Annotated in this window: 20 protein-coding genes; 17 read left to right on the forward strand and 3 right to left on the reverse strand. The window is 37.7% G+C overall.

Translation table 11 applies throughout. From position 1 onward, the window contains the following. Positions 1-10: 10 nt before the first annotated feature. On the reverse strand, positions 11-253 hold the full coding sequence (locus BN3456_RS07655) for a helix-turn-helix domain-containing protein (RefSeq protein ID WP_089983547.1): 243 nt from the start codon (positions 251-253) through the stop codon (positions 11-13). Positions 254-388: 135 nt separating this feature from the next. On the opposite strand from BN3456_RS07655, the gene BN3456_RS07660 reads away from it, so the two are divergent. Then, positions 389-844: a hypothetical protein gene (locus BN3456_RS07660; RefSeq protein ID WP_089983548.1), complete on the forward strand. Its 456-nt coding sequence runs from the start codon at positions 389-391 to the stop codon at positions 842-844. A 52-nt stretch (positions 845-896) separates the two neighbouring features. Here BN3456_RS07660 and BN3456_RS07665 read toward each other — a convergent pair whose 3' ends face one another. Beyond that, a complete protein-coding gene (locus tag BN3456_RS07665) occupies positions 897-2,456 on the reverse strand; it encodes a relaxase/mobilization nuclease domain-containing protein (RefSeq protein WP_089983549.1) in 1,560 nt (519 codons plus the stop codon). Then, entirely contained in the window at positions 2,428-2,820 is a 393-nt protein-coding gene (gene mobC, locus BN3456_RS07670; RefSeq protein WP_089983550.1) for a plasmid mobilization protein, read from the reverse strand. Before mobC ends, BN3456_RS07665 begins: the two co-directional genes overlap by 29 nt. Positions 2,821-3,355: 535 nt before the next feature. On the opposite strand from mobC, the gene BN3456_RS07675 reads away from it, so the two are divergent. From BN3456_RS07675 to BN3456_RS07755, 16 genes are all read left to right on the forward strand, one after another. After that, the gene (locus BN3456_RS07675) at positions 3,356-4,333 is read left to right on the forward strand and encodes a substrate-binding domain-containing protein (protein ID WP_242862835.1); all 978 of its coding nucleotides are present in this window, start codon (positions 3,356-3,358) and stop codon (positions 4,331-4,333) included. A gap of 270 nt (positions 4,334-4,603) precedes the next feature. Further along, the gene (locus tag BN3456_RS07680) at positions 4,604-5,719 is read left to right on the forward strand and encodes an alpha/beta hydrolase-fold protein (protein WP_089983552.1); all 1,116 of its coding nucleotides are present in this window, start codon (positions 4,604-4,606) and stop codon (positions 5,717-5,719) included. A gap of 1 nt (position 5,720) precedes the next feature. Continuing rightward, positions 5,721-6,656, forward strand: coding sequence for an alpha/beta hydrolase (locus tag BN3456_RS07685; RefSeq protein ID WP_089983553.1), 936 nt, complete (start codon positions 5,721-5,723; stop codon positions 6,654-6,656). Positions 6,657-6,700: 44 nt separating this feature from the next. Beyond that, positions 6,701-8,122 carry an MFS transporter gene (locus BN3456_RS07690; RefSeq protein WP_089983554.1) on the forward strand — a complete coding sequence of 474 codons (1,422 nt, stop codon included), beginning with the start codon at positions 6,701-6,703 and terminating at the stop codon, positions 8,120-8,122. Beyond that, the gene (locus tag BN3456_RS07695) at positions 8,091-8,969 is read left to right on the forward strand and encodes a Nif3-like dinuclear metal center hexameric protein (protein WP_242862836.1); all 879 of its coding nucleotides are present in this window, start codon (positions 8,091-8,093) and stop codon (positions 8,967-8,969) included. Before BN3456_RS07690 ends, BN3456_RS07695 begins: the two co-directional genes overlap by 32 nt. A gap of 93 nt (positions 8,970-9,062) precedes the next feature. Then, positions 9,063-9,812 (forward strand): adenylylsulfate kinase, encoded by a 750-nt coding sequence (locus tag BN3456_RS07700; RefSeq protein WP_089983556.1) that lies wholly within the window; start codon positions 9,063-9,065, stop codon positions 9,810-9,812. A 37-nt stretch (positions 9,813-9,849) separates the two neighbouring features. After that, a complete protein-coding gene (locus BN3456_RS07705; protein WP_089983557.1) occupies positions 9,850-10,683 on the forward strand; it encodes an MBL fold metallo-hydrolase in 834 nt (277 codons plus the stop codon). Between the two features lie 10 nt (positions 10,684-10,693). Further along, positions 10,694-12,175 carry a sucrose phosphorylase gene (gene gtfA, locus BN3456_RS07710; RefSeq protein ID WP_242862831.1) on the forward strand — a complete coding sequence of 494 codons (1,482 nt, stop codon included), beginning with the start codon at positions 10,694-10,696 and terminating at the stop codon, positions 12,173-12,175. Positions 12,176-12,191: 16 nt separating this feature from the next. Beyond that, on the forward strand, positions 12,192-12,986 hold the full coding sequence (locus tag BN3456_RS07715) for an alpha/beta hydrolase (RefSeq protein ID WP_089983559.1): 795 nt from the start codon (positions 12,192-12,194) through the stop codon (positions 12,984-12,986). 24 nt (positions 12,987-13,010) lie between these two features. Next, positions 13,011-14,129 carry an aldo/keto reductase gene (locus BN3456_RS07720; protein ID WP_089983569.1) on the forward strand — a complete coding sequence of 373 codons (1,119 nt, stop codon included), beginning with the start codon at positions 13,011-13,013 and terminating at the stop codon, positions 14,127-14,129. A gap of 623 nt (positions 14,130-14,752) precedes the next feature. Next, positions 14,753-15,193 carry a sigma factor-like helix-turn-helix DNA-binding protein gene (locus BN3456_RS07730; RefSeq protein WP_089983561.1) on the forward strand — a complete coding sequence of 147 codons (441 nt, stop codon included), beginning with the start codon at positions 14,753-14,755 and terminating at the stop codon, positions 15,191-15,193. Next, positions 15,177-15,428 carry a helix-turn-helix domain-containing protein gene (locus BN3456_RS07735; protein ID WP_089983562.1) on the forward strand — a complete coding sequence of 84 codons (252 nt, stop codon included), beginning with the start codon at positions 15,177-15,179 and terminating at the stop codon, positions 15,426-15,428. Before BN3456_RS07730 ends, BN3456_RS07735 begins: the two co-directional genes overlap by 17 nt. Before the next feature lie 396 nt (positions 15,429-15,824). Then, positions 15,825-15,974: an SHOCT domain-containing protein gene (locus BN3456_RS16275; protein WP_089983563.1), complete on the forward strand. Its 150-nt coding sequence runs from the start codon at positions 15,825-15,827 to the stop codon at positions 15,972-15,974. Positions 15,975-16,047: 73 nt separating this feature from the next. After that, a complete protein-coding gene (locus tag BN3456_RS07745; protein ID WP_089983564.1) occupies positions 16,048-17,784 on the forward strand; it encodes a recombinase family protein in 1,737 nt (578 codons plus the stop codon). 241 nt (positions 17,785-18,025) lie between these two features. Beyond that, positions 18,026-18,607: a recombinase family protein gene (locus BN3456_RS07750; RefSeq protein ID WP_242862832.1), complete on the forward strand. Its 582-nt coding sequence runs from the start codon at positions 18,026-18,028 to the stop codon at positions 18,605-18,607. A gap of 60 nt (positions 18,608-18,667) precedes the next feature. Then, the coding region (locus tag BN3456_RS07755) for a hypothetical protein (protein ID WP_141654505.1) at positions 18,668-18,851 on the forward strand (184 nt) is incomplete at its 3' end.

The raw sequence follows: 18,851 nt of genomic DNA on the forward strand, positions 1-18,851 counted from the left end.
TATGTTTGTATTATTCATCATCAAATGCAGTAAAATTCATTTCTGGAAAATCTAGTAATTCAGATACCGTCATTTCCAGCCCGACTGCCAATTTATGCAGGGTTTTTAATTTTGGATTTCTGGTCTTGCCTTTCATTAGGTTATCCACGGTTGATTGGGTAATGCCGGATAGAGTGGCAAGTTTATTGACCGTAATTCCTCTTTCCTTACATAGCTGCGTAAGGCGTTTAATAATCGCATCAGAATAAGTCATGATTTTCTCCTTAACTTTGTACGGTTAATACGAGTATAGGTTTTTTTGAAAAACAAGGTTAATGGTGTACGGTTGACTCGCAAAGTAAAACATGATAAATTAACGGCATACCGTTATGAAGAGGGAGGATTTGCTATGAAGATAGTAAGGGGAAAGTACCGGATATGGTGTGTAGCGTTGTTTTTTGTTATGCTTATATTTTTGCTTAAATTTTCTGAAAAGCCTAAAAATGTGAATAAAGAAATGTTGGGAGTGCCGGATGCAGTCAGCAGTACATCCACCAATCAAGATCATCATTTGACTGTGGTTGCAAATAGTGACACAATTCCAGATAAAGAAGCCTTTGCCAGAAAAGTTATTCATATGTGCCAGGACAATGCATTTCATTCTATTATGTTTTCTACTGATGTGAATGGGTATCCGAGGAGACTGGAGATTAACGTATACTTATGGGAAGATGACATTCGTGAGAAGGAGCCTGTCTGCCATATTCGATATGCACCACTGGAATATAACGATGAATATGATATAAAAAATGACCAGGAGCAATTTCATCTGTATTTGGATGATAAAGAAATAGAGTTTTACTAAAAGACAGAACCAGAGCTATCCATAAAGGAAATGCTCTGGTTCTGTTTGGTTCTTACGATATATCCGGGCGCTTTTGTTTCTGCGCCGAATGTATTTGTGAGTCTCCTAAGATTGTGTGAATGTTAGAAGATACGGTACTTAATTCTTTCTGGATGTCACGACAGTTGTGGTATCTTTCCTGTTGTTCATGCTGCAATTTAAGCAGGTCTTGTTTCTTCGCTTTTAATAATTTCATTGAGGGCAGCTTATCATTGCCGGATTTGTCTTTCAGGTATTTCAAGGCTGTTTTATAAAGTGTAAGTTCAGTGGAATGTTCCTGCTGGAATTTTCCCTTATTTTTGCTTTCACAAAATTGAGAATAGATAGACTTATGAGCCAGGTATTGCCCAGTATAGTGGATTTGTTCGTTTATATCCCTGAGTGCATTGCCGGTATCCTTTAATTCTTTTCTTAAAGCAACAGTATCTTCTTTTGCTTTGACCAGCGCAGCGTCAAGGGATTCTAAAGTATCAAAGCCATGTTCCTGGATATAGGCAACTGTCCTGGCCATTTCTTTCAAATTGGAAAGTTTAACCTTTCTTGCATAGGCTTTGTTTTGCTGCGCTTTCATACATTGCTGCAGATCTATTATAAGGCGTAAATCTGCTTTCATAAAAATCTGGTTTTCCGGACGGGCAGCATTTTCCCTGAACATATTCAGAAGATGGGATTTTTCGTATTGTGTTCCCAGGCTTTTGCCTGTAATTGGTTTAGTTCGTTCCGGATGGAGATAACTAATTCTGCCACGGCTGATTTTTAAAGTAATGCTAAACTGCTCTAAAAGTATCTTCTGAAATTCTTCCAGACTGCAGGCAGATGCTGCAGCCTCTTCAATGGAGAGTCTTAAATATTCTTTCTGTGTCTGGAATTTTGTTTGCCGTGGTAATATATTGTCTGCCTGCATTACTTTGTTACGTTCATCCATCTGTTTTTGTCCACGGCGGTTTGCATGGTATTCCTGTTCTGTGATTTTCTTCTTTGCCGGGGAAAGTAAATCAACCTGATGAAGTTTTTCTCGCTGGCACATATCCATAACGGACTGCTTTAAGTAATTCAGGTAGTTATTTGTCAGGTGATGTTTATTGCCGGCACGGGAATCACAAGGACGTTCCATGAACACCTGATGCTCCACATCGAATTTACGCAGACTGTTAATTACAATATGCACATGAATATTGCCGCTTTCGTTGTAACCGTCTGTGTGGGTACAGACAAGAGCCTGGTGTCCGGGAAAATTCTGCTTTGCATATTCCAGCCCTAACTTTTGGGCACGTTCTCCCGTCAAACCATTATTTTCACAATCCTTTGGGTCAAAGCTGATAATGTAATGATGGGTTTTGATGTCATTGTAATTTTGGTTTTTGCGGTACTGGTTATTCAGTTCCTTGCACTCCGTATCAAATGTGAAAGGATCACAGTTGATTCCGTCCATATAATATTCTTCACGCAGCATCATTTTACCATTTGCATCTAAAATGGGTTTTCCAGTAAATTCGTCATGCTGAAACAGGAGATATCGTTGCGGTTCTCCATAATCTGCATTTTTACTTGCTATGTGTTTCAGAATTGCCATGAAAATCCCCCGCCATCTTTAAGACGATAAATTTCATCTCATAAATTTCTACAATGCATTGGTTGATTGCTTTCCGCATTTCCTGGGAATGAATACCGCCAGTATTAAAGTGGCGGGCAATCTGATTCAAATTGCTGCCTATTTTGCCAAATTCACCAATCAGTTTTTTAAGTTCCGGCACATCTGCCACAACCTCATATTTTATAGAGATACGTTTATTCATCAGTGACTTCCGGGCATATTCGGCAACCGGAAGATTTGCGAGTTTTGCATTTTCTGATATGATTGCGTATTCTGTCTCATTGAGACGGAGCATGATATTGTGCCGGCGTTTCAATTCTTTCTCTTTTTTTGGTCTTGCCATGACCTTTTCCTTTCCCGTGGCGGTAACTGCCACGCTGCGACTATGTAATAGGAGCCAATACCGTACAGTTATAAGTGTGCGGCTGCCGAGGGTATGGGGAAACGGAATCCCCATCAAGATTGACCAGTAAGCAAAGTTCACGAAGTGAGTTTTGAGTTACTTGGGCGAATCTTGCTCTGAAAGAGTAGAACGGCTTCTATTAATAGAAGCCGTTTTATTCTTCAGCTTGGGAAAGAAATAATTAATGTATTTGTTTTGTGAGAATAGTAATGAAGCAGAATAGAAGTGTGACTAAATTTCCCTATGGCCCTTCTACGATTGACTGGTTTAATGGGCAATGGCACTGAGAGAACAGAGAAAACCATTCAATTGCTAGCACAGTTATCCTTTTTAAGTCCCTTTTTTGCCGGAAAATTGGTATGTGATAAATAAGTTGGATATGTTATACTAAAAAACAGGCAACGAATTTATTATGTTGTTGGTAATGGCAGGTATGTTATTTTATATAGAATACAGGATGGGAAGAGTGAAAGATATGACTACAATCCGTGAGGTGGCAAAGAAGGCTAATGCAGGAATCGGAACAGTATCCAGGGCTTTAAATGGAACAGGATATGTGGCAGAAACTAAAAAAAGAGAAATTCTTTCAGCGGCAGAAGAATTAGGTTATAAAATTCCCGAAAGGAAAAGAAAGAATAACATATTAACAGAAAAAATAATTGGTGTTATTGTGCCGGATATTTCAATGCCTTTTTATGGAAATTTCGTAAAATATGTGGAGATAGAGCTTGCAAAGACGGGATATAAGACATTAATATGTAATACATTAGGGATACAAGGACGTGTTTTGGAGGTTATAGAGCTGGCAGAAAAGGGAATCATTCAGGGAATTATTATGAATGCTGATGTTTCGCCAGAGGAATTGAAGCGTTTAGAAAAATTGCCTGTTATAAGTTTTGAACGTTTACTTGGTGAGATAATTCCTTTCGTGGCATCAGAGCATAAACAAGGTGGAAGGAAAGCTGGCGAAATATTATATAAAAATCGTTGTATGAATGTACTTATTATAACAGCAAAACATATAACAAGGGTGTATGCAGATTACCGAATAGAGGAATGTAGAAAATATTTGGAAAAACGAGGGGTAAATGTTACTGTGGCAGAGTATCCGGCAGCGAATGTATCTTTGCTAGTAGTAGAAGAAGTTGTAAAGCAATATATGGAATTGTATTATGGTGTAGATGGGGTTTTTGCAGATGATATAACAGCGTATTGTTATCTGGAAAATGCAAGGCAATTAAATATAGATGTGCCTCGAAATCTTAAAATTGTTGGATATGATGGAAATGATATTTTAAAATTAAGTATACCTAAAATCACAACAATAAAGCAGGATGTGGCACAGATTGCAAGAACTTGTGCAGAACTGATTCAGAAAAGAACTACTGGAGAAAAAGTTGAAAAAAAATATTTTATCCCTGTAAAAGTTGAAAAAGGTGGAACAACAAAATAATGTTCCATCTTTTTTTTATGCACATTTATTAGAAAAATACAAGAGTGTTGTCGTAAATGCTGAAATAAATGCAAATATATTGCAATGATAATGTCGGATGTGTATACTCAAAATATGGAACAGAACTAATCTTCAAAAGAAAATAATGGAACAATGTGGAACAGGAGGCGATACGAATTACACGTGTGAATAGATAAGGAATTCAGTAATCAAAGTAAGTGGGAGACTGATTCTAATAATAGAACATGAAAAGTGAGGAATGTAATAAAGATGAACCGTTTATATGAAACCAGCATTTTGTCAAATACAAAAATAAAATATGGAGTACCAGATGACACATTACTAATTCATCGAGATGTCAATCAATTTTTTCCAGAGACTTATGAAATCCTAGAAGATGGCAGAGTTAATTTTTGTCTGTATTATCCCAAGGCATCTAAAGTTGAGATGAAGACAATTTTTGGATGTGATTTCAAATTAAACAAAGAGGGGGAATTTTTTAAGGGGGCATATGATATTGGAAAAGGATTGGTTGGAGTATCCCTGTTTGTAGATGAAAATGAAACAATTTCTCCGTATCTACCAATCGGTTATTCTGGCAACAGGGCTCTAAATTATATAGATATCCCAGATGGGGAGCTTGTACTATCAGAGAATATTGTGCGGCGGGGTACATTGAATATAGAGTATATTAATAGCGATGTGACAAATCGGCAGGAAAGGATCGCGGTGTATTTGCCACCAACGTATTTGGCAGAAGAAGAAAAAAGATTCCCTGTTCTCTATCTTCAGCATGGTCATGGGGAAAATGAACTTGTCTGGTATCATCAGGGAAAAGTAAATTTTATATATGATGAATTAATTGCAAAGGGGAAAGCCGTTCCATCTATTGTTGTTATGTGCAATGGTATGTACTATGACGAAAATGAAAAGGGGATAGATTTAATTATTTCAAAATTTGGACAGTTTTTACTGAAGGAAGTGATTCCATATATTGATTCAAATTACAGGACAATAGCTGATAAGAAACAGCGTGCTATGGCTGGGCTGTCTATGGGGAGTTTACAGACTTCTATGATTACTATGACACATTCAGATATGTTTGATTATGTTGGTGTGTTCAGTGGGTTTGTACAGGATTTACTTACCGGAACAACTGAACACATAAAGGAAGAGAACTTAAAAGCATTTATGCAAAACAACAAATTATTTTTCAGGGCAATAGGAGACAAGGATATTTACCTCGAACATTTCAAAAGTGACGATGAACTTCTTACAAAATATGAAATACCTTTTGTCAGGAAAATATATCAGGGTCGGCATGAATGGAATGTATGGCGCCATTGCTTGAATGATTTTGCACAGATGATCTTTAAGGGGGTTTAGGATGGCAGCATTAGTTATTGTGATTATAGCGGCAATTCTTTTGTACACCATACTATCATATATGTTAGCCAGGTTTTGCGGAATGCTTCTTTTTGAGCCACCACAGAAATTTCGTCCAACTAGGGAGCAGATAGTCGCTAATTTAGTAAGAGAATTCGCGAGTAAGCATACGATGTATTCGGGAGCAGATTATGACGCTTTTGAAAGTTGGGAGAAAGAGGAATTTGTACTTGACAATTATGGAACAGGTATCCCGGCTCAGTTTCATCCGGTGCAAAATGCGAAAGCATGTGCAATTATGGCACATGGATTTGGACAGAACAGATATCAATCAGTAGCTTATGCTGAAATATTCCGAAAAATGGGGATGGATGTTTTACTTTTTGATGAAAGGTGTTTTGGAGTAAGTCAGGCGGAACATGGCGGTTTTAGTGAGTTGGAAGCAAAAGATATTGTAGCTTTAATTGAATGGATAAAGAAGAAAAGAGGCGATGATTCTAAGATTATTGTTCATGGTGTCTCAATGGGGGCCATGAGCGGGATGAATGCATTGGCACTGACTGATAAAATTGATTATCTAATAGAGGACTGTGGACCGGCAAGGGCATTAGAGGGGGCGTTATATGTCCTTCACAGTATGATGCCTATTCCAAATCCGTTCATGAAAAGGGGAATACTACAAAAGGCACATAAACTAGGCTTACATATTGAAAATACAAATCCCGTTGAAAGCGTCGGGAATTCAGATGTCCCGATTTGCATCATCCACGGTGATGCGGATACAGCAGTTCCGGTAGCTGATGCGGAAGAAATTTATGCGGCTTGTAGGAATTCAAAATCCAGATTGGAGATATTTCCGGGAAGAGAACATGCATATAGTATTTGTGACTATGAAAGATATGAAAGCATTATCAAGGAATTTTTGAAAGATGTTTAAACAAACCATCTATAAAAACAGTGGAAAGAAAAGAGGATTATAAAATGAAATTATTTACGAATTCGCTCGAACCAGATACAAGTCTTGGTGTCATCGAAAGAGGGGCATATATGTTTGGAAATGTGGGAACCGCATTGGTTAATACAATTGTTGCCACTTTCCTGATGTTCTTTTATACAGATGTAATGGTGTTAAATCCTGCCATTATTGGTACTATTTTATTAGTGTCACGTGTGTTTGACGGTGTTACAGATCTTATAATGGGGATGATTGTTGACAGGACATTTACAAAATATGGCAGGGCACGAGTATGGATTTTGAGAACGTGTATTCCATTTGCAATTAGTGGAATATTGCTTGTATGTGTACCGGGTAGTGCAACCGAAGTAATTCAATATGTGTATGTATTTTTAACATATAATTTATTCAATACAATTTTTCTTACTGCGCTTTATGTGCCATATAATACAATGACCTGTAATATGACAACGAAGCCATATGAAAGAGGGCTTTTAGGCGTATTTGTAATGGTTGGTGCTACACTTGGCACTTTGATAGTACAATCAACAGTAATTAAAGCGACTGCTGCATTAGGCGGAGATCAACGTGCGTGGCAGATCGTAGTCAGTATATATGCAGTACTGGGATTATGTTTACATTTGGTATGTTTTTTGCTAACGAAAGAGCGTACTTTATCTGATATTAATCCGGGAGAAAAACATAAGGTAGACATAAAAACTGAGTTTAAGTCCGTTTTAATGAATCGATATTGGTTAATAGCAATTGCTTTTAGCTTTGCAGCACTTATTTTTACAACGATAACTGGTTCATCAGGAATATATTATGCAAAAGCAGTTCTAGGGAATGAGGGAAGTTACGCTGTATTTATGAATGCAATGACAATTACACAGCTTGCAGTTTTATTTTTAGCATTCATTCCAATGAAAAAATTCGGAAAACGAAACACGGTGCTGATAGGTTCAATTATAATGCTAATAGCATGTGTTTTACAGATGATTGTGCCGTCTTCTTTAAACGTAATTACAGTATGCAGTGTTTTAAAAGGGATTGGTGGTGGTCTTGCGGGTGCTTGTCTGTATGGGATAGCTGCCGACACGATAGACTATGGCGAGTGGAAAACCGGATTTAAGGCAGAAGGGATTGGAATGGCTGCACTTACAATTGTAACTAAAATTTCCAATGGTCTTGCAGGTGCTTTAGTAGGGTGGATCATTAGTGCCGGAGGATATGATGCAACAGCAGTTCATCAGAGTGCATCAGCGATAAGTGCTGTCAATGTGGCATTTACAATTATTCCATTGATTGCAGTATTAGCTGCAAGTATACTTATGTACTTTTATAAATTAGATAAGATTTATCCACAAATTCAGAAAGAACTAATGGACAGAAAGAAAAATATAAACATTGCCAAAGGTGAAAACAATGAAAAACCGAGAGATAATTGAAAAGATTATTAAGTATCATCCAGCGTTGCCTGATTATTCTGGATGTGACACTTATAAATCTGGGTCACCGGAAGAAGAGTGTAAGGGAATAGCTGTAGCGCTTGTGCCTTCAGCCGAAGTAATTGAGAAAGCCCACAGGTGCGGTTGCAATCTTTTAATAACTCACGAACCCATATTTTATCAGACACCGGATTATTCTGAGTGGAGGGGTTCCTTTCAAAATACAGTCTATGAGGAAAAACAAAAGTTGCTGGAAGAATATCATATGACGGTCTGGAGAGATCATGACCATATGCATGCACACAAGCCGGACAGTATATTCTCAGGGGTTATTAAGCAATTGGGATGGAAAGAGCATCAAATAGAAGGCAAAATAAAATTACCGCTCACTTATAGGGTTGAGTTGCCAAAACCAACAACAGTCCGTAAGCTGAGCATGTACCTGGCAAATAGAATTGGCTTAAAGGGAACGAGATATATTGGAAAAGATGATGATGAGGTAAAGAGAATATTAATTGCCGCACACTTGTATCCAAATGCATTTTATATGGATGGGGTAGGGCATGATGGATTCTACCATGATTACTGTATGGATCTGATGCATGTGATGGAAACGGAAAAGATGGATGCGCTTATTCCAGGTGAAATCGTTGAGTGGACAATCCTTTCTTATATAAGAGATGCCTCTTTTTTAGGAAGAGGGAAATCCTGCTTTCCTATTGGTCATTTTTCTCTTGAAGAATTAGGTATGAAAGAGGCGACGAATTGGATACAGCAATTAGCAGGAACATCGTTAAAGGTTATATATATACCAACAGGTGAAGCATATTCATATCTTGTTCCATAGGATGAGTACGTAACAAGGCATGGGTTATGGTATGCCTTTTGGGGTATACCCTATAAGGTACATACAAAACTTGTATTATAAGGAGAGATAATTATGGATTATAGTAATATTCCGCATGGTGACATGCCAGGAGATGTGATTAAAATTGAAGAAAGCCATGTTAAAAAGGCGAATGTGATTATGCCTAAGTTGATGGAACATATTCGAGGTCTGAAAGAAGAGGGAAAAGAAAAAATTGTAGTTTCAGTATGTGGAGGATCTGGCGTAGGAAAATCGGAGACAGCATCACTTCTTTCATATATGCTTTGCAATGAAGGGCTGAAAAGCTATACCATGTCAGGAGACAATTATCCATATCGCATACCGTCGGAAAATGACAACGAACGGCTTAAGGTTTTTGAAAAGGGAGGAAGGGAAGCATTAGTTAATTACCTCGGTACAGATCAGGAGATTGATTTTAGAATGGTTAATCAGATTATTGATTCCTTTAAATCAGGAAAATCAAAAATAAAATTGAAGCGTATGGGGAGAAGTAAAGATGAACTGTGGTTTGAGGAAGTGGATTTTTCTGATACTTGTATTCTAATGCTGGAATGGACACATGGCAATAGCGATTATTTGACAGGAATAGATGTAGCAATCCTATTAAACAGTACCCCTAAGGAAACGCTAGATCATCGTAAAGCAAGAAATCGCGACGGTTCTGTAGACAGTCCATTTACTTCTATGGTATTGGAAATTGAGCAGGGAAAATTAAAAAGTCAGGCGCACAAAGCGAAAATTATAGTAACTAAATCAGGAAAAATTGTGCCTTATTCTACATATTTACAGATTATGGAATAGGGGATGGGTATTAAGATAGAAGGGAAGGCCAAAGATTATGAGTAAAAATGAAATTGTACAGATTTCAGAGGGGATTTATCAGATTAAATATTATTGGCTTGGACTGGCGGATGTGTATATGTATCTAATTATTGGTGGCGAAAAAGCATTGCTTATTGATACAGGTTTTTCAAACACTCATGCACGTGAATACGTACAAAGTGTAACGGAGTTGCCTGTGGAAGTAGTAAATACGCATGGACATTTTGACCATATCGGCGGTAATAGTGAGTTTGATAAAATTTATATGTCGAAAGAGGACTGGGAAACTGCAAAACTACACTCTGATTATGAGATATTAAAAGAAATGCTGAACCATTATGAAAAAGCAGTTCCTGCAATCAATACACTCTTTGGAAATGCAAAGATTAGGAAAGAGGCAGAACAAAGCATACATGTTAAGAAATTTAACCCACTGCCTTTGCCAGAGAAAGGGTATTTTGAACTGGGAAACCGCAAAGTTTTATACTTAAAAACACCGGGGCATACAATAGGGAGTATCTGCCTGTGGGATGAGCAGACAAAAACATTTTTTCCGGGGGATATGCTATGTGAAGAGGGAGTGCTGCTTGGTTTTGAACATTCTTCCAGTGTCAGTGGATACAGAGATTCTATCACTAAGATGCAAGTGTTTTACAAACAGCATGACGGTTATCAGATTTTACCATCTCATCATCAAGTGCCGGTTAAGGCGGACATTTTTGAACGGTATTTGGATTTGTGTGACAATATTATTTCGGGAAAATATAAAGGAATTTATGTAGATGATGGGCTTAGCCAAGGGATGTGTGTGAAAAAAAATGGGCTGCAGTTAGTATATAACAGAGTATAAAAGGGGGAAGATGATGGCGTGTAATGTTATTTTAAATGCTTATCCCGATAGTATCGGCGGAACTTTGCAAGATATAGCGGATATATTAAATAGAGAAGAATTTAAAGGAGTCTTTTCTACTTTCTATATATTGCCCAGCTTGTTTGTCTCAGATTTGGATAGGGGATTCTCGATTATTAGTTATGACTTAAATCCAGAACTTGCCACTAAAGAAGCGTTGAATATGATTAAGGACACAGGAATGACCCTGAAGCTGGATTTTGTATTAAATCACTTATCCATTCAGTCAAAACAGTTCCAGGACATTTTAAAGAATGGACAATTGTCCAAGTATAAGGATTTTTTTATAAACTGGAATACATTTTGGGCAGGTCATGGATCAATGACCAAGGATGGATACATTCAGCCAAATACAGATTTGATAAAAGATATGTTCTTTCGGAAACCAGGACTACCAATTCTTATGGTTCCCATGCCAGATGGTACAAAGATCCCTTACTGGAACACTTTTTATCAAGAAGTGGTTGATGAGGGGAGGCAATATCTGGGGCAAATGGATTTGAATATTAACTCACCGCTTGTGTGGGAATATTATGATGAGGTTCTTCATACTTTGGCGGATTATGGCGCTAAGATTATCAGATTGGATGCTTTCGCATATGCACCAAAGGAGGTGGGCGCAAAGAATTTTCTGAATGAGCCTGGAACGTGGGAATTATTAGAAAAGGTACAGGAAATGGCGGATAAATACCGTTTGCAGCTGCTGCCGGAAATACATGCGAGTTATGATGAAAAGACGTATAGGACTTTATCGGAAAAAGGCTATATGACGTATGATTTCTTTTTGCCTGGGCTGATTATCGATGCTTTGGAGAATAAAAGCGGTAATATGCTGGTTTCGTGGGCAGTGGAGCTGTGGCAAAATCAAATACAAACGGTAAATATGCTAGGGTGCCATGACGGGATTCCGCTTCTTGATTTGAAAGGAATGCTCCCAGATGAAAGAATTCAACAGTTGATAGACGTAGTAGTCAAGCGCGGTGGGTATGTAAAGAATCTTCATGGAAAAAAGAATATTTATTATCAAGTTAATGCCACTTATTATAGTGCGCTTGGAGAAGATGAAAAGAAGATGTTGCTTGCAAGGGCAATTCAAATGTTTATGCCAGGTACTCCTCAGGTCTGGTACCTGGATTTGTTTGCAGGGAAAAATGATTATGAAGCGGTTCGGCGGTCTGGTGAGGGCGGGCACAAAGAAATTAACAGAACAAATCTATCAATTGCCGAGATAACGAAACGTATTAAATTACCGATTGTTCAGAAACAAATAGAGTTACTCAGAATGCGGAATAACTGCAAAGCTTTTGCGGATGGTGCAGATTTTAAAGTGAAATGTGAAAAAAGTAAAATCTGGTTTTTATGGACGAATGGAAAGGAATCGGCCAAGTTAGAAGCTGATTTGAAAACATTAGAATACAAAATATCATTTTAAAGCAAGGGAGACAAAAATGGCATATATTAGTTTAAACTTCAAATCGAAAGAATTGGTAAGAGGAGTATCAGCAGAGGTAATATTACCTACTGACTGTATGGCAGGGATGGAAATACCAACACCTTATAAAACACTTTACTTTTTGCCGGGGTATGGAGCGGACAGCACTGAAATTTTACAATATTTAGAGTTAAGGAGCCAAAGTGAATTAAAAGGGATTGCGATTGTAATTGTCAATGGTGAAAATGCCTTTTATATAGATCAGCCAGACTATAACCTAAATTATAGTAAGTTTATAGGTGAGGAACTTATAGAGGTGACGAGAAAATTGCTTCCCCTGTCTCACAGGAGAGAGGATACATTTCTTGGCGGAATATCAATGGGAGGTTATGGGGCTTTATATAATGGAGCAAGATATCATGAAACTTTCTCAAAGGTTGTTGCACTTTCACCATGTGTAGATCCATATGATGTTATGGTTTGTAATCCGGTTTCTGGATTTTCAGAGAAACTTTTTAACAGATTATTTGGAAATAAAAGAATGTATGATAATTTGGGGTATAACCTTTTAGAACAGTACACGAGCAAGGAGTTCTGTCAAGATATATTCCTATTTTGTGGGAAAGATGATTTTATTGTTTATCAACAGGATAAAAAATTTGTGGAGGAATTGAGGAACAGCAAGGTGCCAGTTACATATATGGAAACGGAGGGAAATCATGATATCTATACGTGGAGTAAAGCACTAGATGCAGCATTTTCATATTTAATTGATATTCCGGAAGGAACAAGAAATTGCTTAAAGATATAGGAGTGAAATGAGTGGAATGTGGAGATGGAATATTTAGGAAAGGATATAAAAAAATTAGGATTTGGCTTTATGAGACTTCCTCAAAAGGAGGGAGTTATTGATATTGATCAGGTTAAGTCTATGGTTGATATGTATCTGGAAGCAGGGTTTACATACTTTGACACTGCGTGGGCGTATACGGGAAGTGAGGATGCTATTCGCCAGGCATTAGTAGAGCGTTATCCGAGAGAAAACTATCAATTAGCTACTAAGAATTCGGCTTGGATACAATGCAGGAATAGAGAAGATGCGATTAGGCAGTTTACTGAATCTTTGGAGCAGACCAGGGCAGGTTATTTTGATTTTTATCTGTTACATAATCTGGGAGAAGGAAGAACAAAATTCTTTGATGATTTTGATATGTGGGGATTTGTACAGGAGCAAAAGAAAGAGGGAAAAATTAAACATGTTGGATTTTCTTTTCACTCAACACCAAAAGAATTAGAGAAAATTTTAATTGAACATCCGGAAGTCGAATTTGTTCAGTTACAGATTAATTATGCAGATTGGGAAAGTCCGGCGGTACAGTCAAGGGAGTGCTACGAAATCGTCCGCAAATATAAAAAACCTATAGTTATTATGGAACCAGTGAAAGGTGGAATGCTTGCGACACCGCCAGCTATAGTTGAAGATATATTCAAAAAAGCTAATCCAGAGGCTTCAAATGCATCATGGGCCATTCGGTTTGCGGCAAGTTTGGAGGGGGTTATTACAGTTCTATCAGGAATGAGTAATATCGGGCAGATGAAGGATAACTTGTCTTATATGAAAGGCTTTCAACCGCTTTCTGTTAGGGAGAAAAGGATTCTGGAGGATGCACGTAGAGCATTGAATCAAATTCCGCTAATTCAATGCACAACATGTAATTATTGTGCAAAGGTCTGTCCAATGCATATTGGTATTTCAGGCTCTTTTACGGCCATGAATTATTTGACTTTGTTTAATGTAAGGGAAGCAGCTAAGAATCAGGAGCAGTGGTTAGTAGCCGGACATGGACTTAACAGTGCAGAAGAGTGCATCGAATGCGGTAAGTGTGAAAAGGTTTGCCCACAGCATATTGATATTAGGAACGAACTTAAGAAGATACGAGAAGCTTTGGGATAACCTCGGTATGTTTTAATTAATTGAGATAAAATAAAATGAGGTCTAGGGAGGGATATAGATAGAAGTACCCGAAATGTGAGATAACAATTTAAATTAGTTGTAAAATAGACAGACTTAGCTATTTTGGTCAGTTAGGTCTGTCTTTTCATATTTTTAAAAGAGGTTGTCATTTGCCTGGTATTTGGCAGTGCAATAATAGTTGCACCTAATATACTGCTTTCGTTGCATTCCAAGGAGAACCTTGAAAAAACAAAGGAGCAGTATATTTGCCTGAAAACTTAAGAAAAACTAAAAATATATTTGAAATTCAATATGGTGTTATAACTCTTGACGGAGTTATGACACTTTTTTTTGCGACAAAATTCAACAAAATAATATATGAACAATACAGGAAGGCAACAATCAGAGCACCGCCATACTTCGATTTGATTTTTTTGAAATTCAAATCGGAGGTAAAGAAAGATAGATTGCAATAAAACAGAAAAATTAGTTGAATTCAAACATTTTTTAAAAAGTTTTCTTCCAGACCCGAACATTCGGGTATTCCCATTCGGGACTAAGAGTGAAAGGGGAACAATAATTTCACTCATGCCTTTGTGGAACGGGAAGGAGGTGAACTCGATATGAGGGAATCCTCTTCCTATGATGAGATGACAGTACGGAATCAATTTGACCGGGTATGTAAGCTGGCTTTAGAGGGCGAAGCCGCAGATTATTGTCGGCATATGGTTTATAGACAGAATCACGAGGTGATGCTGTCAGAGCTGTCAGATAGTGAACTTGGCAAACTGTCCACAGTGGACGAATATGAGTTGGACAGCCAATGGTATAAGGTGCTTGGCTACGATATAGAAGTCAGAGACAGCCTGATTGCGGAGGCATTGGAGATACTTACTGAAAAACGGAGAAATGTAGTTTTATTGTCGTATTTCATGGATATGAGTGATGCGGAGATTGCCAGAAAAATGAAGCTGGTGCGCAGTACAGTCCATGAACACCGCAGACGTTCACTGGAACAATTAAAAGAAATTCTGGAGGGAAACGTAAATGAGAAACGGAAATAACCATACGTGTGAAAGCGGTTTGCTACCATTTCATATTATTAAGGCGGCATCCGAAGGAGATACGTTATCAATCAACGAAGTGCTTGACCACTATAAAGGATACATAGCAAACCTGTCTACCAGACGAATGTATGACGAATATGGGAATGTACATTACTGCGTGGATGAGACATTGCGGAGACGTTTGGAAACGAAGCTGATTACTAAGATATTGAAATTCAAGATTGTACGCTAAGTAACTGTGGACGGGATACCCTTTCTATCCGTCTATGGCTGTTGGCGTAATTTGCACCTTGACAAATGAATATTTATCCTGCAGGACATATGAAACAGTGGAGCCTTGCAACAGATACGCCATGACTGCCTGTGTGTGGAACTTTGCGACATCGTGTCGCAAAGTTTCCCACATTGTAAACGATGAAATGCTCTGTACGGCATTGAAGTAAAGGTACGAGCGGAATATATCTGGTTGCAGCCAGAGAATCGGGAACTCTGTGGCGATGATACTGCTTCTGATAATGATACTTCCGGAGGTAGCTGCTCCGGTCTGAAAAGATGGTGAGATACCAATGAGGCCATATTCCGAGGCTGTCTGCAGGATTATTTTTTTAAATAGCGAAAGGGTATTATTATGGAAGGAAAGAAATTATTGAGATATAGTATGCAGTTATCAATGTTAAAACAATTACTTTCATTAAAGTTAATCAACAATACAGAATACGCTATGATTGAGAAAAGACTAATGAAAGATTATGGTGTTATATCCAATATAACTGCTTGACGGAATACGTGTATTGCATTATAATGATAATATCAACACTACGAAAGGAACACAATAAAGAGGAGGGGATAAAGTGGAAATAGAAGTAATCAAAGCAAATGATCCATTTGACAGTTCCTCAAAGGGCAGAAAAATTGAACGCCTACGAGTAGCAGCATATTGTCGTGTAAGCACAGATGATGAAGATCAGATAAAAAGTTATAATTCTATGGTTACGTATTATACAGACTTAATAAAGAACAATAGGGAATGGATTTTTGCAGGCGTGTTTGCAGATAGAGCCATAACAGGAACTAAGACGGATAAGAGGGAAGAGTTCCAGAGATTGATTCAGGAATGTTTGTCGGGTAATATAGATATGGTTATTGCTAAGAGCATCCCACGATTTGCGAGAAATACGCTGGACACGTTGAAATATGTGAGGATGTTAAAAGAGAGAGGCATTGCAGTTTATTTTGAGGTCGAGAAAATTAATACCATGAAGGATGGGGAATTTTTGATGACCATATTAAGTTCAGTGGCACAGCAAGAAGTGGAAAATACTTCAGCATATGTAAAAAAAGGCTTAAAGATGAAAATGAAGCGTGGAGAGTTGGTTGGCTTTCAGGGATGTCTCGGATATGATTATGATGTGATAACCAAAACACTCTCAATCAACGAAGAAGGTGCAAAGGTGGTGCGCTATATATTTGATAGGTATGTAGCGGGCGCTGGAAGTACGATGATTGCCAGAGAACTGAATGAACAGGGGCATTTGACTATTAAGGGTAATTCTTGGGTATCATCAAGTGTTATGGGCATTATCAATAATGAGAAATACAAAGGGGATATTTTACTAGGTAAGACTTTTACCGTAGACCCGATTTCAAAACGAAGATTAGAAAACTTAGGTGAAGAGGACCGATTTTATATTCGTGATCACCATGAGCCTATCATATCAGAAGAAACATTTGCTAGAGCGCAGGAAATACGAAGTCGTAGAAATGGTAATCGAAAATCAGCAACCGTTGGAAAAAGAGAAAAATTCAGCAGACAGTTTGCATTTAGTTGTATGTTGGAATGTGGCTTCTGTGGAGCGAGCCTATCACGCAGGCGATGGCATAGCAGTTCAAAGTATAAGAAAACCATCTGGCAATGTGTAAAGTCTACTAAAGAAGGAAAGAGATTCTGCCCTGACAGTAAAGGGATTCCAGAGCAGGTTATAGAAGAAGCATTTGTCGAATCATATCGGATGTTATGTGTAGACAATAGAGATGTCTTGGAAGAATTTCTTAAAAGGATAGAGAGAACTTTAAATGAAAACTCTCTGGAAGATAAAATTGCAAAGCAACAAAAAAGTGTGGACAATATCCAGGCGAAGCGTAAAATGCTATTAGATAAGTTTTTGAATGGAGTTGTGACACAGGATATTTATGAAGAAACTGATGTGGGGCTGGAAAGAAAACTTTCTAATGCGAAAGCTCAACTTAAGATGCTTGAAGGAGAAATAATAGATGAAAATTCTTTACAACGGAGATTGTCAGATTTTAAAAAGGCATTATCAAAAAATGAAGTGCTGGAGGAGTTTGACAGAGGAATATTCGAGAGTATAATCGAAAAGGTTATAGTCGGCGGAATAGATGAAGATGGAAATAAAGATCCCTATATGTTAACTTTCATATATAAAACAGGAATGAAAAATGAAATTGGAAATGCCAAAGAGCGTTTTGGCAAGACGAATGGTGCGGTGGATAAAGCTAAAGAATTGTGTTCCCATATCACAAACGAGGTTAAGGAAGTGTGTTCCTTTGTTAGTGACAACACACGTTGAGACGGTTGTATTGATGTCAAAGGTTGAGAAGTAAGCACTTAAAAAGACTTGAAATAAAGGGATTTTCAAGATTCCAAAGAAAAATAAGAAATTCAAAAATCCCGTAGAACTGCCTAAAACCAAACATATCCACGGTTAAAATGCCTTAGGGTTGAGTTGACAGTATGAAAATGGGTAGGTTGTGGAGATAGGATTGTTGACAAGAAATTTAGGCTAATTATCATATGGATTATATACCAATATGATGATTAGCCTGAGAGGAGCAGAGATGGAGAAGAAGGTGAATTACATACCTGCAGTTCGTTCCTTCAGACAGAAGAAAGTTGGAATCTATTGCAGAGTAAGTACAAATGATACAGAACAACTGAATAGCCTTACAAACCAGATTTCTGCTCTTACCAGATTGGTATCTACCGTTGACGAGTGGAGATTGGTAGATTGCTATGTTGACATCGCATCAGCAAAGAAAAAATCACCAAGAGCAAATTTTGAGCGAATGCTTGAGGATTGTAAAAATAAAAAGCTTGATATTGTCATTACAAAAAGCGTTAGCCGTTTTGGAAGAGATACCGTTGACACATTAAAAGCTTTGAATTTGATGAAAGAATACGAAGTCCGAGTGATATTTGAACAAGAAAGCTTGGATACAAAAGATGTAGAAAGTTCGCTGATGATTTCTATTATCGAGTCTTTGGCTCAAGCGGAGAATGAAGCTCGAAGTGATAATATCAAGTGGGGCATCCGTCAAAGAGCAGCACAAGGAACATCAAAACTGTATGACCGTAAGAGTTATGGCTATGACCATGATAAAATTTGGTGTTAGTATATAACTATGGACACGGAAAGTTGAACATTCTATAATATAATAAAGGAGTGTTCAATCATGGCAAAAAATCAAAAATCCTATACCCCTGAATTCAAGCAGCAGATTGTAGATCTGGGTAGTGTCATAAATTTTGTGTCTTTGGTAATAAATGGTTCCAATCTGGTAAGAATTAAATATGAATATTCTTATCAGAGAGGAGCCTATTATTATGGCTATTGCAAAGGAGCAATTAAGACAAATT

It is taken from the genome of Clostridium sp. C105KSO13, assembly GCF_001517425.1.
GTDB lineage: Bacteria > Bacillota > Clostridia > Lachnospirales > Lachnospiraceae > Muricomes.